General features: G+C 47.4%; 21 protein-coding genes and 1 riboswitch. Of the genes, 5 read left to right on the forward strand and 16 right to left on the reverse strand.

The window, feature by feature from the left end; translation table 11 throughout:
• Positions 1 to 5 precede the first annotated feature (5 nt).
• From ARA78_RS07985 to ARA78_RS07995, 3 genes are all read left to right on the forward strand, one after another.
• Positions 6 to 1,307, forward strand: coding sequence for a UDP-N-acetylglucosamine 1-carboxyvinyltransferase (locus tag ARA78_RS07985; RefSeq protein ID WP_015534313.1), 1,302 nt, complete (start codon positions 6 to 8; stop codon positions 1,305 to 1,307).
• A gap of 207 nt (positions 1,308 to 1,514) precedes the next feature.
• The gene (locus ARA78_RS07990; RefSeq protein ID WP_242849689.1) at positions 1,515 to 3,635 is read left to right on the forward strand and encodes a cadherin-like beta sandwich domain-containing protein; all 2,121 of its coding nucleotides are present in this window, start codon (positions 1,515 to 1,517) and stop codon (positions 3,633 to 3,635) included.
• Positions 3,636 to 3,740: 105 nt separating this feature from the next.
• A complete protein-coding gene (locus ARA78_RS07995; RefSeq protein ID WP_242849690.1) occupies positions 3,741 to 5,087 on the forward strand; it encodes a cohesin domain-containing protein in 1,347 nt (448 codons plus the stop codon).
• Between the two features lie 93 nt (positions 5,088 to 5,180).
• On the opposite strand, the gene metK is transcribed toward ARA78_RS07995, so the two are convergent.
• The 7 genes from metK to ARA78_RS08025 form a co-directional block, all read right to left on the reverse strand.
• On the reverse strand, positions 5,181 to 6,368 hold the full coding sequence (gene metK / locus ARA78_RS08000; RefSeq protein ID WP_022217499.1) for a methionine adenosyltransferase: 1,188 nt from the start codon (positions 6,366 to 6,368) through the stop codon (positions 5,181 to 5,183).
• A gap of 70 nt (positions 6,369 to 6,438) precedes the next feature.
• Positions 6,439 to 6,568: riboswitch (SAM riboswitch) on the reverse strand.
• A gap of 155 nt (positions 6,569 to 6,723) precedes the next feature.
• Entirely contained in the window at positions 6,724 to 7,698 is a 975-nt protein-coding gene (locus ARA78_RS08005) for a hypothetical protein (protein WP_055271959.1), read from the reverse strand.
• Positions 7,699 to 7,814: 116 nt separating this feature from the next.
• Complete coding sequence (locus ARA78_RS14380) at positions 7,815 to 7,949, reverse strand: hypothetical protein (protein ID WP_278315525.1); 135 nt, start codon at positions 7,947 to 7,949, stop codon at positions 7,815 to 7,817.
• Positions 7,946 to 8,179 (reverse strand): hypothetical protein, encoded by a 234-nt coding sequence (locus ARA78_RS08010; protein WP_055271960.1) that lies wholly within the window; start codon positions 8,177 to 8,179, stop codon positions 7,946 to 7,948. The genes ARA78_RS14380 and ARA78_RS08010 overlap by 4 nt, the downstream gene beginning before the upstream one ends.
• Entirely contained in the window at positions 8,176 to 8,910 is a 735-nt protein-coding gene (locus tag ARA78_RS08015) for a TraX family protein (protein ID WP_055280412.1), read from the reverse strand. Before ARA78_RS08015 ends, ARA78_RS08010 begins: the two co-directional genes overlap by 4 nt.
• Positions 8,911 to 9,034: 124 nt before the next feature.
• On the reverse strand, positions 9,035 to 9,451 hold the full coding sequence (locus tag ARA78_RS08020; protein WP_015534318.1) for an HIT family protein: 417 nt from the start codon (positions 9,449 to 9,451) through the stop codon (positions 9,035 to 9,037).
• A gap of 101 nt (positions 9,452 to 9,552) precedes the next feature.
• Positions 9,553 to 10,377 carry a nitrilase-related carbon-nitrogen hydrolase gene (locus ARA78_RS08025; protein WP_022217478.1) on the reverse strand — a complete coding sequence of 275 codons (825 nt, stop codon included), beginning with the start codon at positions 10,375 to 10,377 and terminating at the stop codon, positions 9,553 to 9,555.
• Positions 10,378 to 10,641: 264 nt separating this feature from the next.
• On the opposite strand from ARA78_RS08025, the gene ARA78_RS08030 reads away from it, so the two are divergent.
• Entirely contained in the window at positions 10,642 to 11,217 is a 576-nt protein-coding gene (locus ARA78_RS08030; RefSeq protein WP_015534320.1) for a biotin transporter BioY, read from the forward strand.
• Positions 11,218 to 11,368: 151 nt separating this feature from the next.
• On the forward strand, positions 11,369 to 11,686 hold the full coding sequence (locus ARA78_RS14265) for a helix-turn-helix transcriptional regulator (protein WP_308936787.1): 318 nt from the start codon (positions 11,369 to 11,371) through the stop codon (positions 11,684 to 11,686).
• Here ARA78_RS14265 and ARA78_RS08040 read toward each other — a convergent pair.
• From ARA78_RS08040 to recJ, 9 genes are all read right to left on the reverse strand, one after another.
• Entirely contained in the window at positions 11,683 to 13,248 is a 1,566-nt protein-coding gene (locus tag ARA78_RS08040) for a DUF3794 and LysM peptidoglycan-binding domain-containing protein (RefSeq protein WP_055280333.1), read from the reverse strand. The two genes, ARA78_RS14265 and ARA78_RS08040, sit on opposite strands and share 4 nt — an antisense overlap.
• Before the next feature lie 34 nt (positions 13,249 to 13,282).
• A complete protein-coding gene (locus tag ARA78_RS08045; protein WP_242849691.1) occupies positions 13,283 to 13,732 on the reverse strand; it encodes a protease complex subunit PrcB family protein in 450 nt (149 codons plus the stop codon).
• A 189-nt stretch (positions 13,733 to 13,921) separates the two neighbouring features.
• Positions 13,922 to 15,754, reverse strand: coding sequence for an aspartate--tRNA ligase (gene aspS, locus ARA78_RS08050; protein WP_055146156.1), 1,833 nt, complete (start codon positions 15,752 to 15,754; stop codon positions 13,922 to 13,924).
• Positions 15,755 to 15,808: 54 nt separating this feature from the next.
• Entirely contained in the window at positions 15,809 to 16,423 is a 615-nt protein-coding gene (locus ARA78_RS08055; protein WP_055146154.1) for an HD-GYP domain-containing protein, read from the reverse strand.
• On the reverse strand, positions 16,414 to 17,919 hold the full coding sequence (gene hemZ / locus ARA78_RS08060; RefSeq protein WP_055146151.1) for a coproporphyrinogen dehydrogenase HemZ: 1,506 nt from the start codon (positions 17,917 to 17,919) through the stop codon (positions 16,414 to 16,416). The genes ARA78_RS08055 and hemZ overlap by 10 nt, the downstream gene beginning before the upstream one ends.
• Before the next feature lie 21 nt (positions 17,920 to 17,940).
• A complete protein-coding gene (locus tag ARA78_RS08065; RefSeq protein ID WP_055146399.1) occupies positions 17,941 to 18,582 on the reverse strand; it encodes an MBL fold metallo-hydrolase in 642 nt (213 codons plus the stop codon).
• A 17-nt stretch (positions 18,583 to 18,599) separates the two neighbouring features.
• Positions 18,600 to 21,044 carry a RelA/SpoT family protein gene (locus tag ARA78_RS08070; protein ID WP_015534327.1) on the reverse strand — a complete coding sequence of 815 codons (2,445 nt, stop codon included), beginning with the start codon at positions 21,042 to 21,044 and terminating at the stop codon, positions 18,600 to 18,602.
• 35 nt (positions 21,045 to 21,079) lie between these two features.
• Positions 21,080 to 21,604 carry an adenine phosphoribosyltransferase gene (locus ARA78_RS08075; protein ID WP_015534328.1) on the reverse strand — a complete coding sequence of 175 codons (525 nt, stop codon included), beginning with the start codon at positions 21,602 to 21,604 and terminating at the stop codon, positions 21,080 to 21,082.
• A gap of 63 nt (positions 21,605 to 21,667) precedes the next feature.
• Positions 21,668 to 23,551 carry a single-stranded-DNA-specific exonuclease RecJ gene (gene recJ, locus ARA78_RS08080; RefSeq protein WP_055280334.1) on the reverse strand — a complete coding sequence of 628 codons (1,884 nt, stop codon included), beginning with the start codon at positions 23,549 to 23,551 and terminating at the stop codon, positions 21,668 to 21,670.
• Between the last annotated feature and the right edge of the window lie 37 nt (positions 23,552 to 23,588).

The raw sequence follows: 23,588 nt of genomic DNA on the forward strand, positions 1-23,588 counted from the left end.
GAAATATGGAACAGTATGTTATCAAGGGAGGTCGTCCTCTGGAGGGCGAAGTTACCATTGCGGGTGCTAAGAATGCCGCACTTGGAATACTTGCCGCTGCAGTCATGACCGACCAGGAAGTCACAATAGAAAACGTACCGAACGTCAGAGATACAAGAGTCCTTCTTCAGGCCATTCAGGGTATCGGCGCAAGGGTCCGTTACATAGACGAGCACACGGTTGCTATATGTGGTGGAACCATCAATCCGAATACCGATCTCTGTGTCGACGACGAATATATCAGAAAGATCAGAGCATCCTACTATCTGCTCGGCGCACTGCTTGGCAAATATAACCATTCACAGGTCGCTCTTCCAGGCGGATGCGACATCGGAGCCCGTCCGATAGATCTGCACATAAAAGGTTTTGAAGCACTTGGAGCCCACGTTGATATAGCAAACGGTATGATATCCGTTGAGGCTGATGAGCTGATCGGAAGCCACATTTACATGGATGTGATCTCAGTAGGTGCCACCATCAATGTCATGATGGCCGCCGTAATGGCAAACGGCAAGACTACCATAGAGAACGCAGCCAAGGAGCCACATATCGTTGATGTTGCCAATTTCCTCAACAGTATGGGTGCTAACATCAAGGGTGCCGGAACTGATGTCATCCGTATCCGTGGCGTAAAGTCACTTCACGGAACTACATATTCCATCATTCCGGATCAGATCGAGGCAGGAACCTTCATGGTTGCAGCAGCAGCCACCAGAGGCAACGTCCTCATCAAGAACGTAATTCCTAAGCATCTTGAGGCTATAACCTCAAAGCTTACAGATATAGGTGCCACTGTCATCGAGTACGATGATTCAGTGAGAGTAATGTGCAACAAGAGACTCAAGGCTACCAACATCAAGACTCTGCCATATCCGGGATTCCCGACAGATATGCAGCCACAGATGGCGGTTACACTTGCACTGTCCAACGGAACAAGCATCGTCACCGAGAGCATATTTGAGAACAGATTCAAGTATGTCGCAGAGCTTTCAAGAATGGGCGCACACATCAGAGTCGAGGGCAACACCGCTATTCTCGATGGTGTGGAGACATTCACCGGTGCAAATGTTGCAGCACCTGACCTGAGAGCAGGCGCAGCACTTGTAATTGCGGCACTTGTGGCCAACGACTTCTCTACTGTATGTGATATCAAGTATATCCAGAGAGGCTACGAGAAGTTCGACGAAAAGCTTCGCGGACTTGGTGCTCTCATCGAGAAGGTAGAGACGGACAAAGAGATCCAGAAATTCAAGCTCAAAGTAGGTTAATATATACGACATAAGGCGAAAAGCTTTTGCCGGTCAGCACTTGTCTGACCAGCAAAAGCTTTTTTATTGCAATTTTATTACTTTTTTATAACTTTTTTCACAAAAATGGTGCTCATTTGCAATAATTATGGTAAACTTAGACTGATGTAATTTTGTCATAAATACTATTTTATATATAGATTTGTTTTATGAAAAATGGAGGTTACTATGGATATCAATACTAAACGAACCCGGACTACTATTTCTATCGTAATGCTTATTTGGGCGGTCGTCTGCATCGCGGTGACCGGACTGTATGTGGGAAACAATCACGCAGAAGCCGCGACCACGGGAACTCTCACGTCTGACTACGTGTATTTCCGCAAATCACCAAACGGCACGCCTATAAAATATAACGGCTCGGCCATACTCCTCAGGAAGGGTCAGAAGATGACCGTACTGAGCACTTCCAACAAGACATGGTACAAGGTCAAGCTTACATACAAGAAGAAGCGCTACACCGGTTATGTGTACTCCGCATTTATCAAGGTAACAAGGACAACCGCCAAGAAGGCTCACCTTCGAAAAAATGAAAACTATGTATATTTCCGAAAAACGCCAAACGGCACGCCGCTGAAGTATAACGGATCGCCGATCATGCTCATGGGCGGTCAGAGCATGACCGTACTGAGCACTTCCAACAAGACATGGTACAAAGTCAAGCTTACATATAAGAAGAAGCGCTACACCGGTTATGTATATTCCAAGTTCATCGTGATCGACTCCACTTCAGCCACAACAAAGGCCACGACCAAGGCTACTACACAGCAGCCTACCACAGCGGCTCAGGCAGCCAAGAGCGGTTACGTGAATGAAGACTATGTATACTTCCGCCAGACGGCAGCGGGTACACCTATAACCTACAACGGAAGCGCGATCATGCTCATGAAGGGACAGGCACTCTCCGTGACTGATACATCCAACAAGTCATGGTACAAGGTCAACCTCACATACAGCAGCAAGAAGTATACAGGATTTATCTCCTCATCGCTCATCACAATGGGAACATACAAGGAACCTGACGGTAACCAGACATCGGATGCAGCATTTGAAAAGCAATTATCCGCCCAGAACTTCCCTGAGAGCTACAAGGTGCTTCTCAGAAAGCTCCATGCGGAGCACCCAAACTGGATATTCAAGGCGGTACACACCAACCTTAACTGGAACGACGTGGTCAAGAACGAGGTCAACGTACAGGGACGTGTCAACAACCTTGTAAACTGTACATCTTACAGTCCTAACTACGGCTGGAGATCACAGACCGTTGGATACAACTACAAGACAGACTCCTACTCATCATATGATGGTTCAACATGGTTTGCAGCCTCGGACGATCTTGTAAAGTATTACCTCGATCCGAGAACATATATGTCATCCGCAAGCTCCATGTTCGCATTTGAAAAGCTGTCATACGACTCATCACAGACAAAGTCAGGAGTTGAGGCTATATTATCTGGTTCGTTTATGCACAATGCGCACCCAACCGGTTCGACCACCACATATTCGTCCATGATAATCACCGCAGCACAGAAATCCGGCGTCAGCCCTTACCACATTGCTTCACGTATCAAGCAGGAGGTCGGAGGCTCGATAACCTCGGGAACAAACGGTAAGAATGCCACATATCCCGGCATATATAACTTCTACAATATCGGTGCATTTGAGAGTGCATCGGGTAACGCTATAACAAACGGTCTGAGATGGGCTTCATCGGGCACATCGTACAACAGGCCATGGACAACACCTGCCAAATCAATAATCGGCGGTGCGATGTATATCGGAGAGTCCTACATCAACAAGGGTCAGAACACTCTGTATACTCAGAAGTTCAACGTAACCTACACAGACTGCCTGTACTGGCATCAGTACATGGGAAATGTACAGGCCCCTACAACAGAGGCATGGAAGGTATATGATGCCTACAAGTCTTCAGGAGCACTCAACAAGGCCATAACATTTGCCATACCTGTTTACAAGAATATGCCAAGCACAGCAATGAAGATGCCTGCGGCTAATCCGGGCAACCAGAACAACTACCTGAAAACACTCTCTGTAAGCGGCAAGAAGCTGTCACCTACATTTGCAATAAACAGCACTACACAGTACACGGTAAATGTGCGCTCATCTGTATCAAGTGTGAAAATAAACGCTTCACCTGTAAGCAGCTACTCCACAGTGAGCGGAAAGGGAACAAAAACCCTGAAATCAGGAAAGAATACATTTAAGATAGTATGTAAATCCCAGAGTAAAGCTACACGTACTTACACCATAATAATTAACAGAGGATAAGGAGGACTCGGTGGATAACCGTATATGAATATTATGAGGACTACAAGATTTAGCTTTAGAACGTTTATGACAGAAGTTGCATGTGTGTTGACTATGATGCTTTTCATGCTTCATACCACTTATGCCGCTACAGTCGCATTTAGTGTTGAGGTTCCATCCACCACGGTCGTTGTTGGCGATACCGTGAAGATCAAGGTAAGTATAAACGCAGCCGATCAGGCTTTATCAAGCTACAGCTACAATATCACATATGATTCCACATTGCTCAAGGCTGTGAGCGGCGGCACCGTGGAATCTGAGGGCACCGTAAGCTACTCCCAGGCAAATGTAAAGCCTGGAGATGCAATGACAGCAACATTTACATTTACCGCCATTGCAAGCGGAACTGCCAGCATAGAGACATCAGCAGTTGAGGTCATCTCCGACACAGAAGAGTCGATAGACATGACACCGTCATACAACTCGGTAACCATCAGCGACAAGTCAGCCGCCGCTTCCACCGAAGCAGCTTCATCTACTGTCAGCGATACCGGTTCAGAAGCCAAGCCTGCAACACCTCTTGCATTGATCGACAGCGAGACCAAGCCTGTTGTTACTGAGGATGAGGTAGGAACACTCACAGAGGCAGATCAGAACGCATCCGCACCTGCAGATACCCTTGTAAGCGTTCACTCAAACAACAACACTTATAACATCATTCCAAAGCCTAATTCAGTCTCAGTGCCAACCGGATATCTTCCAGTGAAGATCAACCTGAACGACACGGACATCAGAGCTTATATGAAGGGAAGCAGTTCCAACACCGTTCTCCTCTACGCAGCAACAAACGACGGACACCAGGGCTGGTATTTCTTCAATCCAAATGAAGGAACTTTCCTTGACGCAACGGATCTCATCGAGGAGACGGATTCGCTGTCCAGCTTCATAGACAAGCACAAGTTCGTAATAATGCTCATAGCCATCATAGTTCTTGTGATACTGGTCGTTGTCATCATCATCCTTGCTGTCTCACTCAAGGGTCTCATCGCTGATTACGAGGCTCAGATAGACAAGCTGAAGAAGGACAACGAGGAGAAGGAAAGCACAGCAAATGAAACATCAGAAGCTGCCGAGCCTTCCGCAAAAGCCGCTGAACACGTCAGAATGCCTCACCACGACAATAGCGAGGTGCCCACCATCAACAACAAGGCGCTCTTCCCTGGGGACGACGAGGTTATCCACGAGAGTTACGCAGACTCCGATTACGACAATCAGGTATCTCCTGATGAGGACGATGTCATCCACACTGACGACTATGACGACACTGCATTTGAGGATGTCGCCGATGACAGCGAGCCTATAGATTCAGCATTTGACGTCAAAGAGGATACGGAGAGTACGGAGAGCAAGATCCAGGCATCCCTCGACGAGATAGATGCGGCACTTGAATCCGCAAAGAAATACAAAGATTAATACTCACGGAATAACGTGATATACAAAAAGCACATGTATCAGTTTCAATCTGATACATGTGCTTTTATATTTGTCTGAATTTTTTTAATCTGCTTATAAGTATGCTTTCAGCACATCCACCTTGTCCAGCTTCTCCCATGGGAGATCAAGATCTGTTCTTCCGAAGTGTCCGTAAGCTGCTGTCTGCTTGTAGATAGGTCTTCTGAGGTCAAGCATCTTGATGATACCTGCTGGTCTTAAGTCAAAGTGCTCTCTAATGATCTCGACAAGCTTCTCATCTGAAAGCTTTCCTGTGCCAAATGTGTCTACCATGATGGATGTAGGTCTTGCAACACCGATAGCGTATGAGAGCTGTATCTCACACTTGTCAGCCAGACCTGCTGCAACTATGTTTTTAGCCACGTAGCGGGCCGCATAAGCCGCTGAACGGTCTACCTTGGTACAATCCTTGCCTGAGAAGGCTCCGCCGCCGTGACGGGCATATCCGCCGTATGTGTCAACGATGATCTTACGTCCTGTGAGACCACTGTCTCCATTTGGTCCACCTATTACGAATCTTCCTGTTGGATTGATGAAGAACTTGGTATTCTCATCGATGAGCTCCTGTGGAAGAACCTCGTCGAATATATACTTCTTAACGTCAGCGTGGATCTGCTCCTGGCTGACTTCCTCTCCATGCTGTGTTGAGAGAACGACTGCATCAAGTCTTACAGGCTTGTCATTCTCATCGTACTCAACTGTTACCTGTGTCTTACCGTCCGGTCTTAAGTATGGGAGTGTTCCGTTCTTTCTTACCTCTGTGAGCTTTCTTGCAAGCTTGTGGGCAAGTGCTATTGGATATGGCATGTACTCAGGTGTCTCATTTGTTGCAAATCCGAACATCATACCCTGATCTCCGGCACCGATCGCCTCGATATCATCCTCGCTCATGAGATGCTCCTTTGCCTCGAGTGCCTTGTCAACTCCCATGGCAATATCTGATGACTGCTCGTCTATGGCTGTGATAACGCCGCATGTATCGCAGTCAAATCCGTACTTTGCTCTGTCGTATCCGATCTCTCTGATCGTCTCACGAACGATCTTCTGAATATCCACATAAGCGTTGGTTGTGATCTCTCCCATGACAAGCACAAGACCTGTCGTGATGGATGTCTCACATGCCACACGGCTCATTGGATCCTGCTCCATCAGCGCGTCAAGCACTGCATCTGATATCTGGTCACAGATTTTGTCAGGATGTCCTTCTGTTACTGATTCCGATGTAAATAATCTTCTTTCCATACTACTTCCTTTCCTTTTTGTACATAAGAAAAACCGCTTCGTATGAGCGGTTTGATCGTGTCTGTCAAGCCTCTCATTGTTCGAGCACAGATCTTGTATCACCTACATATCTGCGTCGCTCAGGTCGGCACCTTCCGAATCTGACATCGGGGTTGCCATGGCTTCTTCGTCCCTTCTGACTCCACCATTCTGAATAAGAGCGTTTTTCTAATATCTATAAATGCAATCATTACTCTATAGCATTGAGAGTTATTAGTCAACATATTTTTTGGGGAAATGATGCTTAATGAATATTTTTATATACAAATGGCAATGGGCTGTATACAACATACCATTGCCACTGTAACTGTCAACTTTATTTTGCCGCAATAAAATCTGATACTGCGTTTGTACCAAATACATCCTCCAATTTTCCATAAGTTGCTGGCACATAACTTATACTCACATCATGAATATTAGCTTTCAATGTTCCTGAGCTTGAATTGCTTGTCTCTGAAACATATATTACGATTCCATAATCAGCAAACTGCCATCCTATATAAGTGCTATACGCTGTTACTGAATCACTTCCATAATTCTCAGGATTTCTCATATTATCAATGAATTCTTTTGCATCATATGTTTCTCCAGGTCTTGTCTGATTGTCTGCATCGCAAAACCAGCCAATATAGTTAGGAGTTCCAAGCATATCATACAGCTTATCCATCAGCAGATATTTACCATCTTCATCTGGATTTTCATTACACATATTGTCATACTCATCCTCCGTGAGTCCAAGGGCATCATAATACATAGCCGTAGGTCCTAACATCCAATTGCCATCAGAAATAGCCTGCTTAATATTAGTCTCCTGACTATCATCTTCTTTGCCCAATATAAGATCCGGCATATATGCATATACTGTACCTGTTTTATCTAATATCATAAAATCCAGGCTGGTAAAACTGTCAGTATAACTATCAACTATAGATGATAGAGTCCCCTGATCTACTCCGGCAGCCAATACCTGATAATCCATAAGACTATCTATATTAATTGGCAATGTCAATTTGTCTGGAAACAGTGCAGCACCAGATGGTTCGTCCAACACAGCTTTATCGGTAACCTCATTCCTCAGCACCCAGGCTCCCATACTATCATCTGAAACAACACTTCCGCCATCACTTGTAGTCTCTTCTGAAGATTCTGATTCCTGAACAGTGCTCTGTTCCTTTGTGCTCTGTTCCTTTGTACTCTGGACATCTCCATTATCGCCCGTATCTTTTCCGCACCCTACAAGCATTGCTGAGAGTGCAATACACATCGCTCCATACACTAACTTTTTGCGCATAATAATCCTCCTAGTAACTAGTTATTTTTCTAAGTTTTAGCTTATCTAATACTTCCTTGTAACTTTTATAGTATAACCGTTCAGCCTATATGCTGCAAGTCAATCTTTATTGGGATTTATAAATCGCTATCCATAACCAGCGTCAACCCAAACGCCACCGCCATACCCACGGCACTTGCCACCATGAGCATGCCGAAGCCTACTCCGAGAAATACCGGCATGGAAGCTGCTCCCGGGAGTACGAAACTCACCGCAGAAGCGGGATCCCAAGGAAATGAACCGTCTGCCCCGACTCCAGGACTGTGTTGAGCACAGGATACATGCTCACACCAGCCACGACCACAGCCACATATTTGTTCGCTCCGAATTTCTTTGCTGAGGAGTAGGCAAGCACCAGTATGCCCTTGAGTGTTCCCGCCGCACTGAGTACGTTCACAACAGGAAGAAATATTCCTGATATTCCATCTATTATTCTGTTCAAAAGACCTTTCTTTTCCATATAAACCATATAAGCAGCAAATGCAGGGGATAAAACAGGTAGAAAAAATACTTGAGCTTCATCCTTCCTCTCTCTCCGCTGTACATATTCACAGGTATCATCGCCAGCAGAGCGTATAGCTGATTCATGCCCAGGCAGAGAATGTATACCAGCGAACTGAGCACTACGATCTCAATGTTCTGCTTCTTATTGAAATATGCCAGAGTATAAGCATCCGCTCCACTCCGCTCCTTCTCGATCAGATAGAACATGACTATGATTCCCACTCCCGCCATGCCGTAGTCGAATCTCAGGAACTCCGCCAGAAGTGCTGCGGCCAGTACGATCTCGACCTTCCATCTTCCGATTGGCCCCCGGCTATCCATGGCGTATATGGCAAACAGTCCGGCTGTCAGGGTGAAGAATATGTTCTGAGCCCCCGGATACCAGATCGTATCGTGCATTGCCAGATCAAATGGTATCTCTGACACCACCGCAAATATTCCAAGTCTCAGAAGATACCTCCTCACGTCGGATGTACGCAGAAGCCCCTGTACAAGCAGGAATGCAAATACAGGAAATGCCAGACGCCCCACAGCGCGCATTATGTAGTTGTTATCCATGAATACTATGCCTATGTGATCTACGGCCATACACACACAGGCTGTCAGCTTGAGCGCATTTGACGACAGCCGCCTCAGCCCTCTTTCCTCAGTTTCTTCATTATACTCCATATACAGTCCTTTCCTACCGCCTGCTCTTTCTATCAGTAACACCGTAACAGAAAAAACAGCACATGACTTATGTTCATCATGTGCTGCTCTTCTCACAAAACCTTATATATCTATCTTCAATCGTCTAGATTCTCTTTCTGAGAGCCTTAGACAATGCTGACAGCTCCTCTGTATCAGCCTTACCCGGTATCCAGGTCATAGTCACGTTGTCCTTGATGTATCTTGGAACAAGGTGCATATGGAAGTGGAATACAGTCTGACCTGCTGCCTCGCCGTTGTTCTGAAGGATATTCAGTCCGTCCGGATTCAGCTCAGCCTTCTGTGCCTTTGCCACCTCTGTAGCTATAGTAAATATCTTGGCTGCTGTCTCAGCATCCATGCTGTATATATTGTCAAAATGTTCTTTCGGGATAATAAGCGCATGGCCCTTGTTAGCAGGATTCACATCAAGTATTACTCTGCAGATACTATCCTCATAAACTGTCGCTGATGGAATCTCACCGTTGGCTATCTTACAAAAAATGCAATCGTCCTTATTCATATAAGTTTTACCTCCTCATTGCCTCTATCCATTGTAAACCATCTGACAAAATATTACAAGCACCAAAGAGAACACCAGTTTTATACACTAGTCAAATAATTCTATAATATTGACATGTAAAATTCATTTTTCCTGTCCCTGCCCTGCGGAAATGTCTTTCTGGCACCGGCTATGACCGCAGGATCCAGCTCCGCAACGAGCAGTCTGTCGCTCACCCTCTCCGCCATCTCATTGCCGTAGACATCATATATATGTGAGCTCGGGACATATCTCTCCCTTTTACCCATGCCCACTCTGTTCACGCCTATCACGTATGCCTGATTCTCAATGGCCCTCGCCCTGAGCAGCGCTTCCCACTGGGCAACTCTCTCCTCAGGCCAGTTGGCTATCACAAGTATGGCATCGTAAGAATCCCTCGCCGCCGAAAATATCTCCGGGAATCTGAGATCATAGCATATGTATCCGCCCAGCCTCAGATCCTTGACATTCGCCTGACAAATACGGCTGCCTGCCCGGTACACCCTGTCCTCACCGCTGAACGAAAAAGGATGTATCTTTGCGTAATCCATGATCACCTCATCACCGCTGACGATCGCCAGCTTATTTTCAAATACCTTCCTTCTGCTCTCATCAAACTCACCGCTTCCATCTGCCATGAAAGCTTCTATATAACCAAATACCATGGCCATATCGTATTTCCTGCTGTTCTCCATGAAAAACGAAACGCTCTCCGGTATCTCACCATCCCTGTACGCCTCCCACATGCGCGCGGGCATCATGGTAAATCCCGTCAGCGTCATCTCAGGAAACACCAAGAGCTCAACGCCATTCTCATATGCCTCCTGCATGACCTCAAGACAGTGCTCCCTGGCATACTCCTTATCCTCGTATCCAATATCGATCTCCGTGATTCCGACCTTTATCATATCCCGCCTCCTGTGTATACACTCTATATATCGTTCGAATTCTATATTAAGTATTTTACACAATAACGTGTGTTTTGCAAATGTTAACCTGCGTTCAAAATTTATGGTTGACATTCCTCTCATGTGTATATATAATGTCAACCATAGCCCTTGTGTATAGGTTAACAAATCCAGGCAGTATTCGTCATCAGCCCGTCGAAACTACCTGGATTTGTTGTGAATAAGCTGTACACAGGCATTACAATCATTGGAGGATTATTACAAATGAAAAAAGCATTTACCACTGTAGAGCTGGTCATGATGGCCATGTTCACTGCAATTCTGTGTGCATCCGCTTACCTGAGCATTCCAACACCGCTCCCTAACGCAGCACACATCACATTACTCAACTTTATGATAATTCTGATAGCTCTCGTATTTGAGCTCAGAGACTCAACGATCATAATAGCACTTTGGATGATCATGGGTGCCATCGGCGTTCCTGTATTCATCGGCGGAGGCGCAGGCCTTGGATATCTGTTCGGAGTATTCGGTGGATACACCTTCTCATTCATCATTGCATCAATCGTAGTCGGTCTCATCAAAGGCAAAAAGTACAAGAGACTTAAGTATACCATCGTTGCGATCATAGGTGTCGTGATCATTGATATCGTGGGAATGATCTGGTGGAAGTTCAACGGTAACCTCACATGGAAGGTTGCATTCTTATCAGGTTTCGTGGCATTCATTCCACTCGACCTCGTTAAGGCTGTCATCGCCGCACAGCTCGTTCCACTGTTCAAGAGACTTCTCCCTGAGAAGGACGACAAAGAGGCCAATGAACAGGCAAAAGAAGCCTGATTAATGGAAATACACAAACTTAAGTGCAATTATAGCTGTCGGCTATGATTGCACTTTTTTGTTACCATCTCGTTTAGTAAACATATTTACTAAAATTAAAAGGGTCACAAACCCGTATGTTATCATTTTTGCGGGTGATCGAATGCAGTATATGGAATTTAGCAAGGATAAAAAGTATATAGAAAGAATCCGGGGACTGCGGGAAGATCATGACTTTACACAACAATATGTTGCCCGCTATCTGAACACCTCACAGACCATGTACGCACGTTATGAAAGGGGCGCAAGCGCGCTGCCAATCCATCACCTTATATATCTCACCGAGTTATATAACGTGTCATCCGATTACATTCTTGGAATCACCAACAACCCTGTTCCATACGAAGAATATTACAGAGAAGCCGCTGTCACCGACCAGGATCCCAGATCACCGGGAAAATACGATATACACTGGAAGGGCAACAGCTAATTCTTTCCCGCACATTTGACCACTATCAACCTGTCACCGGCTTTCACGTCATCCCCCTCAAGGCTGTTGAGCTTTCTTATGGAATCAAGACTGGAATAATACTGTTTTGCGATCGACCATATGCTGTCACCGTCACGCACAACATAGCCCACTATACCTGGCGCCACCGCTTTCTTCTTCATATCGACCGGAGCCACCGTCATGTCATCGATAAGCTCTATCTCTTTCCGGGTAAATATGGTCATTCCCATATCCACTATGGCTTTTATCTCCACCTCGTCATTGCCCGGCAGCGCCGCCGTGATCTGATTGAGTGCAGGGGTAATCCTGATGGAATCCTGAGTTCTGAGCGGAACAGTCTCCACCCTGTATGAAAATGGAGCTACCACCTCCATCTGACACAGAGGTCTGCTGTCATCCGATGACACATAAAGAACTGCCGCCTTCACAGCACCCTCGACGACCACGGCGTCATCCGCCGGCCTGACATCGTCTATATCCACACTGCCCGTCACATTTACGATCTGGAGAATGGACGGCAGGCTGCTCTTGAGCCTCTCCTTCTTCACGACCCTCGTCTTTGCATTGTTTCTCATGAGAAGGTTCTCATAGCTGAATCTGCTCCTGACGGGATCGACCTGCGCAGAATATGAGAACATATCCTTGAGAAGGTCTGCCTCCACGTCCTCGTACACCTTGATGTCCACATTGAGGCTGCTCTCCACCTGGAGTATCCTGTCCTCACCGCCGTCATTTGCACGCACGGACACCGAACCGCGGGATGCGGTTATCATATCGTCCAGTATCATATCCTCGTCTATTCCATCGCAGTTCACAGTGTCCTGGAACTCCCTCGTGGCGCTGACATACTGCACCGGAGCCACCTCGTCATCCGGCTTGTATATGACAAATATGTCCATCTTGCCGCTTATATGTACCCCCACGTCCGTGGCACGGCTCTCTATCTCCGAGAAGTTCACCTGATCCCACAGCACACGTCCGATATTCGGCTTATTTGCCGGGATCTCTATGTCCTCCTTTATCTTCATTATGTCTCTGGAAGACGCCGCAAGATTTGTAAAGCTTACCTTCTCCGTCATGCACTCTATACCAGAGCCGTTTGCTATGCCCACGGCGCCCTCTGCGGTGATCTGCTGGCACGCCCAGAGCTTCACGCCCACAAGCCCTCTCACCTCGTATTTTCTGGAATTTATCACGGTCACGTACAGATCCTCCAACACACCCTGTACGGAAACCTTATCTCCCAGCGACAGTTCATCCGCATTTATCGTCTCCTCAAATGGCAGCTCTCCGTCATGGCTCTCAAATGAATACCCCTCCCGGTCCGTCTGGTATAGGATGGCGTAGCTCACAGTTCCTGTGATGCGCGCCTTGCCCTCCATGACGTCTATGTTTTCTATCGTCACCTGTCCTTTGCTGGCTATCTGTCTGTCTATATCCCCCTTCACATCAGGGACATTGAAATCGTCATCCACGGTAAACTCAACGTATTTTGCCGCCTTAAGATTCGTCGTTGTGATCCTGTTCTTAGTAAGCTCCATATTTTCCCCACCTTATTTTTTATGATATACCGTTCTACTTGAATACAACCGGAAGATCCATCTTCACTATCCTGACCACCATATAAGGAAATGATACATTGTCTCCCTTCACGCCATCCGTCGGAGTCGCCACCTGCCTTAAAACTCCCTTGATGTAAATGGCATTGTCGTCCTTGTACATCTCCTCCAGAGTCACCCCAACGTCATCCCTATCCTGCATGCCCGCAGCGATGACTATATATGTATATGTGCTGTTTGAATATACGAGATTAAATGGGCTTTCCTTCTTTTTGTCTATGATGGTAACCAGTTCATCCGGCAGCATGGTCTCATCGCACACGTCATAGAGCAGCGGCTCACCACTGTCCGACACCTCAAACCTTGCACATCCAACGCAGAATATCATGAGCTCCAGTGCAACCACCAGCAGGAAGGTAAGTCTGCCCCACATTCTCCCTCTTAGAAACTCTTTTTCATTTTCCACATGTATCACCTCCGCCATTTGCTTTTTAAGGTGTCTGGCTGTCATTTTAAGCCACTTAACACACTTTGGTATAGTATATGTACCCCATTTGCTCTTTATGTCTGTAAACGCAAAAAAGAGGCGGGATATCCTGTTTGATATCCCGCCTCCGTATCAGAAGCTCGTCCTTCTGTATATTATTCTGTCATTCTACTCTGCGTCTGCAGGTGCGCTCTTCTCAGCCTCGATCTCGGCCTCAGCCTCTGGTGTGACCTCGATTCCAAGCTCAGCGAGCTGCTTGTCGTCTACATAGTCAGGCGCATTTGTCATGAGACATGATGCATCCTTTACCTTAGGGAATGCGATTACGTCACGGATAGAATCCTGCTTTGCCATGAGCATGACCAGACGGTCAAGACCATAGGCAAGTCCTGCGTGAGGTGGTACTCCGTACTTGAACGCATCCAGAAGGAATCCGAATCTCTCGTGAGCCTCGGCCTTTGTAAAGCCAAGGCACTCGAACATCTTCTCCTGAATGTCATCCTGATGGATTCTGACTGAACCTCCACCGATCTCATTTCCGTTTAATACTATATCATAAGCCTTTGCACGAACCCTGCCCGGATCAGAATCGATGTACTGAAGATCCTCCTCCATAGGCATGGTAAATGGATGGTGCATAGCTGTGAATCTGTTCTCCTCGTCTGACCACTCAAGAAGTGGGAACTCTGTGATCCACACGAATCTGTATACATTCTTGTCCACAAGTCCCATGAGCTCTGCCAGATGGCATCTCAGTGCGCCGAGGACTGTCCATACGATCTTTGTCTTGTCCGCTGCGAACAGAAGCAGGTCGCCAGGCTTTCCATCCATGGCTGCCACAAGGGCGTTCATCTGCTCCTCTGTCATGAACTTGGCAAATGATGACTTGTAGCTTCCATCCTCGTTGATAACTATATATGCAAGTCCCTTTGCGCCGTATGTCTTTGCATACTCGATAAGGGCATCTATCTTCTTTCTAGGCATGCTTCCCTGTCCCTCGGCATTGATACCGCGGACTGTTCCGCCATTTGCAAGGGCACCTGTGAATACTCCGAACTCACAGTCCTTGACAACATCGCTGACATCCTTGAGCTCGAGTCCAAATCTGAGGTCAGGCTTATCTGAACCAAATCTGTCCATTGCCTCCTGCCATGTCATTCTCTGAATTGGAAGCTGGATGTCGAGATCAAGTATCTCCTTGAAGAGCTTTGCAAGAAGACGCTCATTTACATCGATTACATCGTCAACGTCAACAAATGAGAGCTCCATATCCATCTGGGTGAACTCCGGCTGTCTGTCTGCACGGAGATCCTCGTCACGGAAGCATCTTGCGATCTGGAAATATCTGTCGTAACCAGAGCACATAAGAAGCTGCTTGAAGAGCTGTGGTGACTGTGGCAGAGCGTAGAATGTACCAGGGTGTACACGGCTTGGCACAAGGTAATCTCTTGCTCCCTCTGGTGTTGACTTGGTCAGCATAGGTGTCTCTATCTCAAGGAATCCCTCATCTGCCATGAACTGTCTGGCGATGGTGGCTACCTTACTCTTCATGATAAGATTTCTCTGGAGGTCAGGACGTCTGAGGTCGAGATATCTGTACTTGAGCCTTATCTCCTCCTTGGTCTTGCTGTTCTCCTCTATAGGGAATGGAGGTGTCTCTGCCTCTGACAGTATACGGAGGCTGCTTGCAACGACCTCGATGTCTCCTGTTGCAAGGTTCTCATTCACTGCACCCGCACGCTTGCACACTGTTCCCTCGATGGCTGCAACGAACTCTGAACGGAGCTTTCCTGCCTTCTCGAAGCACTCTGCGCCACACTGTGACTCCTCAAATATAACCTGTAATATTCCACTTCTATCTCGAAGATCTACAAAGATTATTCCACCTTTATTTCTGCTCTTCTGAACCCAGCCCATCACGGTGACTTTCTCACCTATGTTGGCACTGCTAACCTCTGTACATCTGTGGCTTCTCTTAAGCCCCTGCATAGATTCTGCCATCTTACGCTATCCTCCTAAAATTAAAAACTTTCCTTATGTCACTATACACTTTTTTCATTTTTCGTCAAGACCTGGAATATCGCCGTGAAGCACCTGATCCACCCTGCTCATGATGTCTGTGGTGTTGATCAGCCGCTGGAACGCCAGGAACGCCCTCATGTCGAAGTGTCTCACCTCATCTATCACCATTCCAAATGCCGTATCCGCGTCAAATGCCTTCCTGTATGGTCTGTCGCTAACCAGTGCACTGAACACATCGCACACTCTGATAAGTCTTGCGCCGAGTGGTATCTCCTCGCCCCGCATCCTGTACGGATATCCCGAGCCGTCATAGTTCTCATGGTGATAGTGCACCATATCCACTATGTCCTGATCGTAGCCCTCACGCTTAAGTATCTCCGCGCCAAGCTTGGCATGCAGCCTGACGTATCTCATCTCCTCGATCTTCATCGCACCCTGCCGCCGTCCATATATGTAAGGACTCACCTGCAGCTTGCCCACATCGTGCAGCATTCCCGCCACGGCAACCTTGTGTATGAATTCCTCATCACAGCCCAGCTCCCTCGCCAGCTCAGATGCCAGTACACTCACACACATTCCATGGCGCACCGCATCATTCATATCAACTGAATAGCATTCTTCTGCATCCTTCTCCAATGCTAATCCCATATAAATCCCGCTTTCTTACGCTCGATCATCTCATCTATTCGAGCTATATAATCGTCTACACTCTTACAATTCTCTATTCTGTCTATACGTGTCCCCTCTGTCACTCCGTCATGTCCTGGTCTCACCACAAGCTTCGATGAACTTCCGGCACCGAGACCGATGATGTCAGTCCTCTCCTCCATGATGAGTATATTGTACAGGCACTCAAGCCCCGGTTTCGAGTAACCCACGTTCTCCAGATTGCCGGTCATGTTCTTCTGTCTGTACAGATAGTATGGATCAAGCCCCATCTCAGCCGCCGCCCTCGTAACAGCACCGAGCTGGCTGTCTATATCCGACTTCAGGGTGTCACGGTATTTGTCCATCTCTATGTTCAGATTCGCCGCCCTCTTGATGGCAAGGGTGTGAACCGTCAGACTTTCAGGGGAAAGCTCCTTCACCTGTCTCAGCGTGTTCTCCACACTGTCCGTGTCCTCTCCCGGAAGTCCCACTATCAGATCCATGTTGATGTTGTCAAAGCCCGCTCTCCGGGCATTCTCCATGGCTATGACCGTCTGCTCCGGCGTATGTGCCCTGCCTATGGTCCTTAATGTCTCCTCGTTCATGGTCTGTGGATTTATGCTTATACGCGTCACTCCGTGGCGCTTCATGACCTCAAGCTTGTCAAATGTGGTACTGTCCGGTCTGCCCGCTTCTATGGTGAACTCCCTCACCTGTGACAGGTCAAATGACTTCTCTATCATGCTGCAGAGTCTGTCCATATGCTCCGCAGATATGGATGACGGCGTTCCGCCTCCCACATATATTGATATGAGCCGTTTTCCGGAATATGCCTCCGCAACGTATGCCATCTCTTTCTCGACTGCGTCCAGATATGCATCCACCTTATTCTTATATACCGCAATCGGATATGAGGTAAATGAACAGTACAAACATCTTGTCGGACAGAACGGTATGCCTATATACAGACAGTATTCGTCCTCCTCCGCCACAGAGTCTATGATTTTCTTCTCCCTGTCAGCCACCGCCACTGCCAGCTCGGCTTTCTCACGGGAGGTTCCATATATCTCCTGGTAGTTTCCTATTATATCCTCTGAGGTCATCCCGGCTTCCATATAAGACACAGCTATCTTCGTAGGTCTGATACCCGTCAGGGAGCCCCACGGAAGTCTGCGGTCTGTATACTCCGAAAGCATATTGTATATCGCCAGCTTTAACGGATTCCTCACGGCACTCTTATCCCGGCAGTCGCCATCCACAGGGATCTGTGTGCTGCACGCCAAAGTCCGCTCTCCTCCGTCTGCTACAGAATACAGCTCTATATTTATTCTATTGTCATCTATATCCGCCACAAGCTCCTTGTCTATCTCCGCCTTAAGCTCCGGCTTTTTGTCAAATATCTCCGGGACCACTATTCTTTCACCGCCATAGAAGGCCTGGAGACTCACCCGGAGATCATTGTTGTAATCTTCTATATTCTGTATCAGTAATATCATATTTCCACCATGATCCGCCCATCAGAAGAACGGATTCATCTTCTTCTCTTTTCTTATAAGTGTTGTCTCCCCGTGTCCAGGGTACACCATGGTATCATCAGGAAGCACAAACAGCTTCTCTCTTATGTTCTCGAGCAGCGCATGCTCATCACCTGTAGGGAAATCCGATCTTCCCACACTGTATTTGAACAGCGTATCCCCTGAGAACAGTATATTCTCTGACTCGAAGTAATAGCACATTCCGCCTCTGGTATGTCCCGACACACTGATGCATCTCATCTCAGTGCCAAGCAGTTTCTTCACACTGCCGTCGCTCAGATAGTGATCCGTCTCAGTCTCTATCACCTTTTCAAATACACTGGTCATCATCGCCGACAGGTTCACCCTGCTGTTGCCGAGAACTTCCTTCTCGTCCTCCGAAGCATATGTATCCGCGCCTGTGAGCTTCTTCAGATCTCCCATCGCCGCCATGTGATCCACATGACCGTGGGTGAGATAAATGCCAACGCAGGTATACTCATTCTTCTTCAGTGTGTTGTATATATAATTCGCATTCCATGAAGGATCAATGACTATCGCCTCCCCGGTCTGCTCATTTGCCACTATATAACAATTCGTCTGGAATCCTCCCAGCTCACTTCTGATAACTTTTAATTCCGCCATATAAACCTTTCCGGCCATCAGCCCGTAGTTCTCTCTATATCAATTATATTATCAACATTCCTTATCTTGGCAATTATCGTATTCAACTGTTCCTTCGACTTGATCGCAAATGAGATCGTGATCGTAGCCTTGCCCTGCTTGCTTGTACGGCTGTTGATACTGTTTACGTTTATATTTGCCTCGCTGAGGATCTTGGTTATGTCAAATAATATGCCGTTTCTGTCATCTGCATATATATTTATCTCGGTCATGTATGTGTTCGATGCAACAGCGTCATCCTTCCACTCAGCCTCGATGACTCTGGCTCTGTCCGCCTCGCTCATGCACAACACATTTACACAGTCGGTACGGTGTATGGACACACCTCGTCCTCTGGTGATAAATCCTATGATCTCATCCCCCGGAACAGGTGAACAGCACTTGGAGAATCTCACGGCAACGTCATCTATGCCGTTTACGATTATTCCACCCTTGCCGGTATGGTTGCCATGGTTCTTCTTCACCGAATACTCGTCCAGAACCTCAGCGTTCGTGGCAGTCTGTGGCTTGTGCTCCTTGTTGTACTCATCAATCAGACGGTTTACTATCTGACCTTCCTTGATTCCGCCATGTCCAACGGCGGCAACTATGGAATCCCAATCCTGGAAATTGTACTTCTTGTATATCTTCTCCTGATACTCAGGCTTTGAGTACATGGAGTAGTCTATTCCCTTTGATTTGCAGTAGTTCAGTATGAGCTCTCTTCCGCGGCTGATATTCTCATCCTTGAGCTGATGCTTAAACCACTGGTTGATCTTTGTCCTCGCCTGTGTACTCTTGACTATATTCAGCCAGTCACGGCTTGGTCCTGTGGAGTTCTGTGAGGTTATGATCTCCACACGATCTCCGTTGTTAAGCTTGGTATCTATAGGAACCTGTCGTCCGTTGATCCTTGCACCGACCATCTTGTTGCCCACCGCCGTGTGAATGGCATAGGCAAAATCTATAGGTGTGGATCCGCTAGGAAGGTTCTTAACATCTCCGGCAGGAGTAAAGCAGTATACCTGTTCAGCAAAGAGATCAAGGTCAGTCTTGACAAAGCTCATGAACTCCTTGTTGTCATCGGTATCCCTCTGCCACTCAAGGATCTGACGGAGCCAGGAGAGCTTTTCCTCCTCCTTCTGCATGACCGTACCGGTTATGTTCTCCTTGTACTTCCAGTGCGCAGCGATACCATACTCAGCCGTTCTGTGCATCTCGTAGGTTCTTATCTGTATCTCAAATGGCTGTCCCTCAGGTCCGATCAGTGTGGTGTGAAGGGACTGGTACATGTTGGACTTAGGCATGGCTATGTAGTCCTTGAATCTTCCCGGAATAGGCTTGTACATCTCATGAATGATACCCAGTGCTGAGTAACAGTCCCTGACCGTATTCACCTTGATACGTACCGCAAATATATCGTATATCTGATCCAGAGTCTTGTTCTGGTTCTTCATCTTCTTATATATACTGAAGAAATGCTTTACTCTTCCGTCTATCTCAGCCTCAAGTCCGGCATTATCGATATGCTTCTTGACATCGGCAACGACCCTCTTGATATAAGCATCCCTCTCGGTAAGCTTCTCATCTATCTGCGCCTTGAGATCCTTGTACACATCCGGCATGAGGTACATCATGGACAGGTCATCCAGCTCGACCTTGATCTTGCTGATACCAAGTCTGTGTGCGATAGGCGCATATATATCCATGGTCTCTCTGGCCTTCTCTATCTGCTTCTCCGGTGACTGATACTGGAGGGTTCTCAGATTGTGGAGTCTGTCCGCCAGCTTTATCAGTATGACTCTGATATCCTTCGCCATGGAGAGGAACATCTTACGCAGATTCTCCGCCTGAACCTCTATCTTGTCCGTGGTCATCTTGAGCTGTGTCAGCTTCGTAACTCCATCCACAAGGAAAGCAACCTCCTCGGAGAACTCCGCTGCTATCTCCTCAGATGTCATGACTGTATCCTCAACGACATCGTGAAGTATTCCAGCCACTATCGTCTCCTTGTCAAGCTCGAGCTCTGCCAGGATTATGGCCACATTCAGAGGGTGCATGATATAAGGCTCCCCGGACTTTCTGAGCTGTCCCTTGTGGGCAGCGTCCGCCACCTTATATGCCTTCTCTATCATAGTGATGTCGGCAGATGGGTGATATGTGAGTATCCTTGAGATAAGCTCCTTATACAATTCCTCCGGCGGTGTAAAATCTGCCGGTGTGGACAGATCTATCTCTCTCTTCGCCTTCATCTGCTTATTCGCCTGCTCCTCCAGCTTTATAAGTTCATTCTGAGGAACATTCTTGCCAGACGCAAGAGCCTTCTCGATGGCTGCTATTCCATCCTTCGTGGCCTGCTCCGAGGTGATAACACCTGCTTCCGCAGCTCTCTTCGTCTCCTGAGCTATTATATTGTCCTGTGTCTTATCCAATGTCTCTCCCATATGCTCACCACACTTCCTGTTTTATTCTGCCCTGATCATTCTCCCTCAAACTGTACTACTGAAGCCACGTCATATTTGGAAAGTCTCTCTCTTCCCTTCAGGTCTGTCAGCTCTATGAGGAATACCATCTTGACTACTATTCCGCCAAGGCTCTCTATAAGCTTAGCCGCAGCCTCTATGGTTCCACCTGTTGCAATAAGATCATCCACCAGCACAACCTTCTCACCCGGCTTGATGGAATCCTTATGTATCTCTATAGTAGCCTGTCCATACTCAAGATCGTAAGACATCTCCACGGTCTCTCTCGGAAGCTTGCCCTTCTTTCTCACGAGAACAAGTCCCTTGCCGTTCTTGTATGCCAGCGGTGCTCCAAATATAAATCCTCTGGACTCTGCTCCGGCGATGACATCGTAATCTACTCCCTCCAGCAGCTTGTCCATCTCATCGATGGCCAGCTTCATGCCCTCAGGATCCTCTGTTACACTTGTCACATCCCTGAATATGATTCCCGGCTGTGGAAAATCAGGAATACTCTTGATATACTTTTCTACCTCACTCATCTTACGTCCTCCTGTATGATATATATTACAAATGTACTTAATAGTATTCTCATCAAAGTCAGCTTATATTCCCTTGTTATAGGCCTCCATCTTCATCTGGAGTGAACGTCTTCCCATATATTCATTGATGGTCGGATAGTATGCGACATCTATCACTACGGCGTTCGGCTGACCATTTAACATTTTAACACATTCATCCTCTCCAAACCACTGTTTTATGTTATTCACAAATGTATCCGGATCAAAATCTATGGCATCCACGCACCTTCCGTACCCGGTATCAAACTGAAGCTTCAGAAGATTTTTGTTTCTTCCAAGTATCTGCGCCCTTCGCACCGGTACTGCCGCCTGTGCAAACAGCGGTTTCCTGTTACCCTTTCCGTATGGTTCAAGCCTCTCGATCTGTTCCGTCAGCTCTATGCTGTTGTACGCCAGCGGCATGGCCACATCTATCATCAGCTTAGGTGTTATATCTTCATCCGTCAGCACCGCCGCTTCATTGAGCTTCCGCCTCAGCTCGTCAAGCCTCTCCTTCTCTATGGAAAATCCCGCCGCCATGGCATGTCCGCCAAATGCAGTGAACATCTCCCGGAACCGGTTCAGCTCCTCGAACATGTTGTAGCTGTCTATGGATCTTCCCGATCCTTTCAGTATCCCCGGCGTCTCTGCGTCCGTGAACACCATCGCAGGTCTTGTGTATGCCTCCTTGAGCCTGCTGGCGATTATTCCCACAACGCTCTCATGTACAGCCGGTATATACACCACAAGCACCTTGTCAGCAAGGGTAGCCGCCTGTCCGAACTCTCCGTTCACAGTGGCTGTCTCAAGCATATCTGTGATATGCCGGGCTCCGGCCTCCGTCATGCTCTTTCTCTCATTGTTGACAGCCAGCAGTTCCCTAGCCCTTGCCTCGGCGACATTTGGATCTCTCTCAAGCAAGAACTCAAGGCTCTGTTTCGCATCCCCCAGTCTTCCCGCCGCATTGATGCACGGCCCTATCAGAAATCCCAGATCATACGTTGATATCTTCTTCTCATTTCTGCCGCTGAGCCTCATGAGGGCATTCAGACCCGGATTGCGGCTGTCCTTCAGACTTTCAAGGGCATATTTTACATAGATTCTGTTCTCATCCACCAGATCCATCATGTCACAGTTGGTAGCCAGCCCCAGGATCTCCATGAATTCATTTACCTCGCTCTCGGCTATCCCGCATATCCTGTACATGTACTGGATGAGCTTGAACGCAACGCCGGCCCCGCACAGCCCCTTGAATGGATATTCACAGTCCTGCCTCTGATTGTCTATGACCGCATCCGCCCGGGGCAGCATATATACCCGCTCGCCGCCATCACTCTCCTCAAATGGGATCTGATGGTGATCCGTGACGATGACCGTAAGCCCGCGCTCCTTCGCATATCTCACCTGTTCTATCGCCGCTATTCCATTGTCGCAGGTTATGATAGTATCAACACCATCCGCTATGGCGGCATCTATAAGTCTTTTATTTATTCCGTATCCATCATGCACTCGATGTGGAATGTCGTAATCCACCACGGTGCAGTCATCAGCGCAGCTTCCGTGCAGCGCCGCCCATGTTCTCCGAAGACCGAGAAGCAATATATAATTGGAGGTAACTCCGTCCACGTCGTAGTCCGAGATTATCCTTATCCTCCTGTTATCGCTGAGCTTTTCCTTTATTATCTCACCGGCTTCCACCATATCCTTCATCAGTGCCGGATCGTGCATGGAATCCCAGTCGCCATCAAGGTACATAGTTATGGCTTTCTCCCCGGTGACTCCTCTGTTCGTGATAACCCTCGCCACAACAGGACTCACACCGAACCTCTCGCCTATGGCATTAAAGTCCGCTCTTTTGCCCGCCACTCTCCACTCTGGCTTCTTAACATATTTATCTATTATATCCTTCTGCTCCGGTGTCAATGTCATCTTCTGTTCTCCGTATCATTTTATCCCTGGGACATAT

The organism is Coprococcus eutactus (assembly GCF_001404675.1).
GTDB classification, from domain to species: domain Bacteria; phylum Bacillota; class Clostridia; order Lachnospirales; family Lachnospiraceae; genus Coprococcus; species Coprococcus aceti.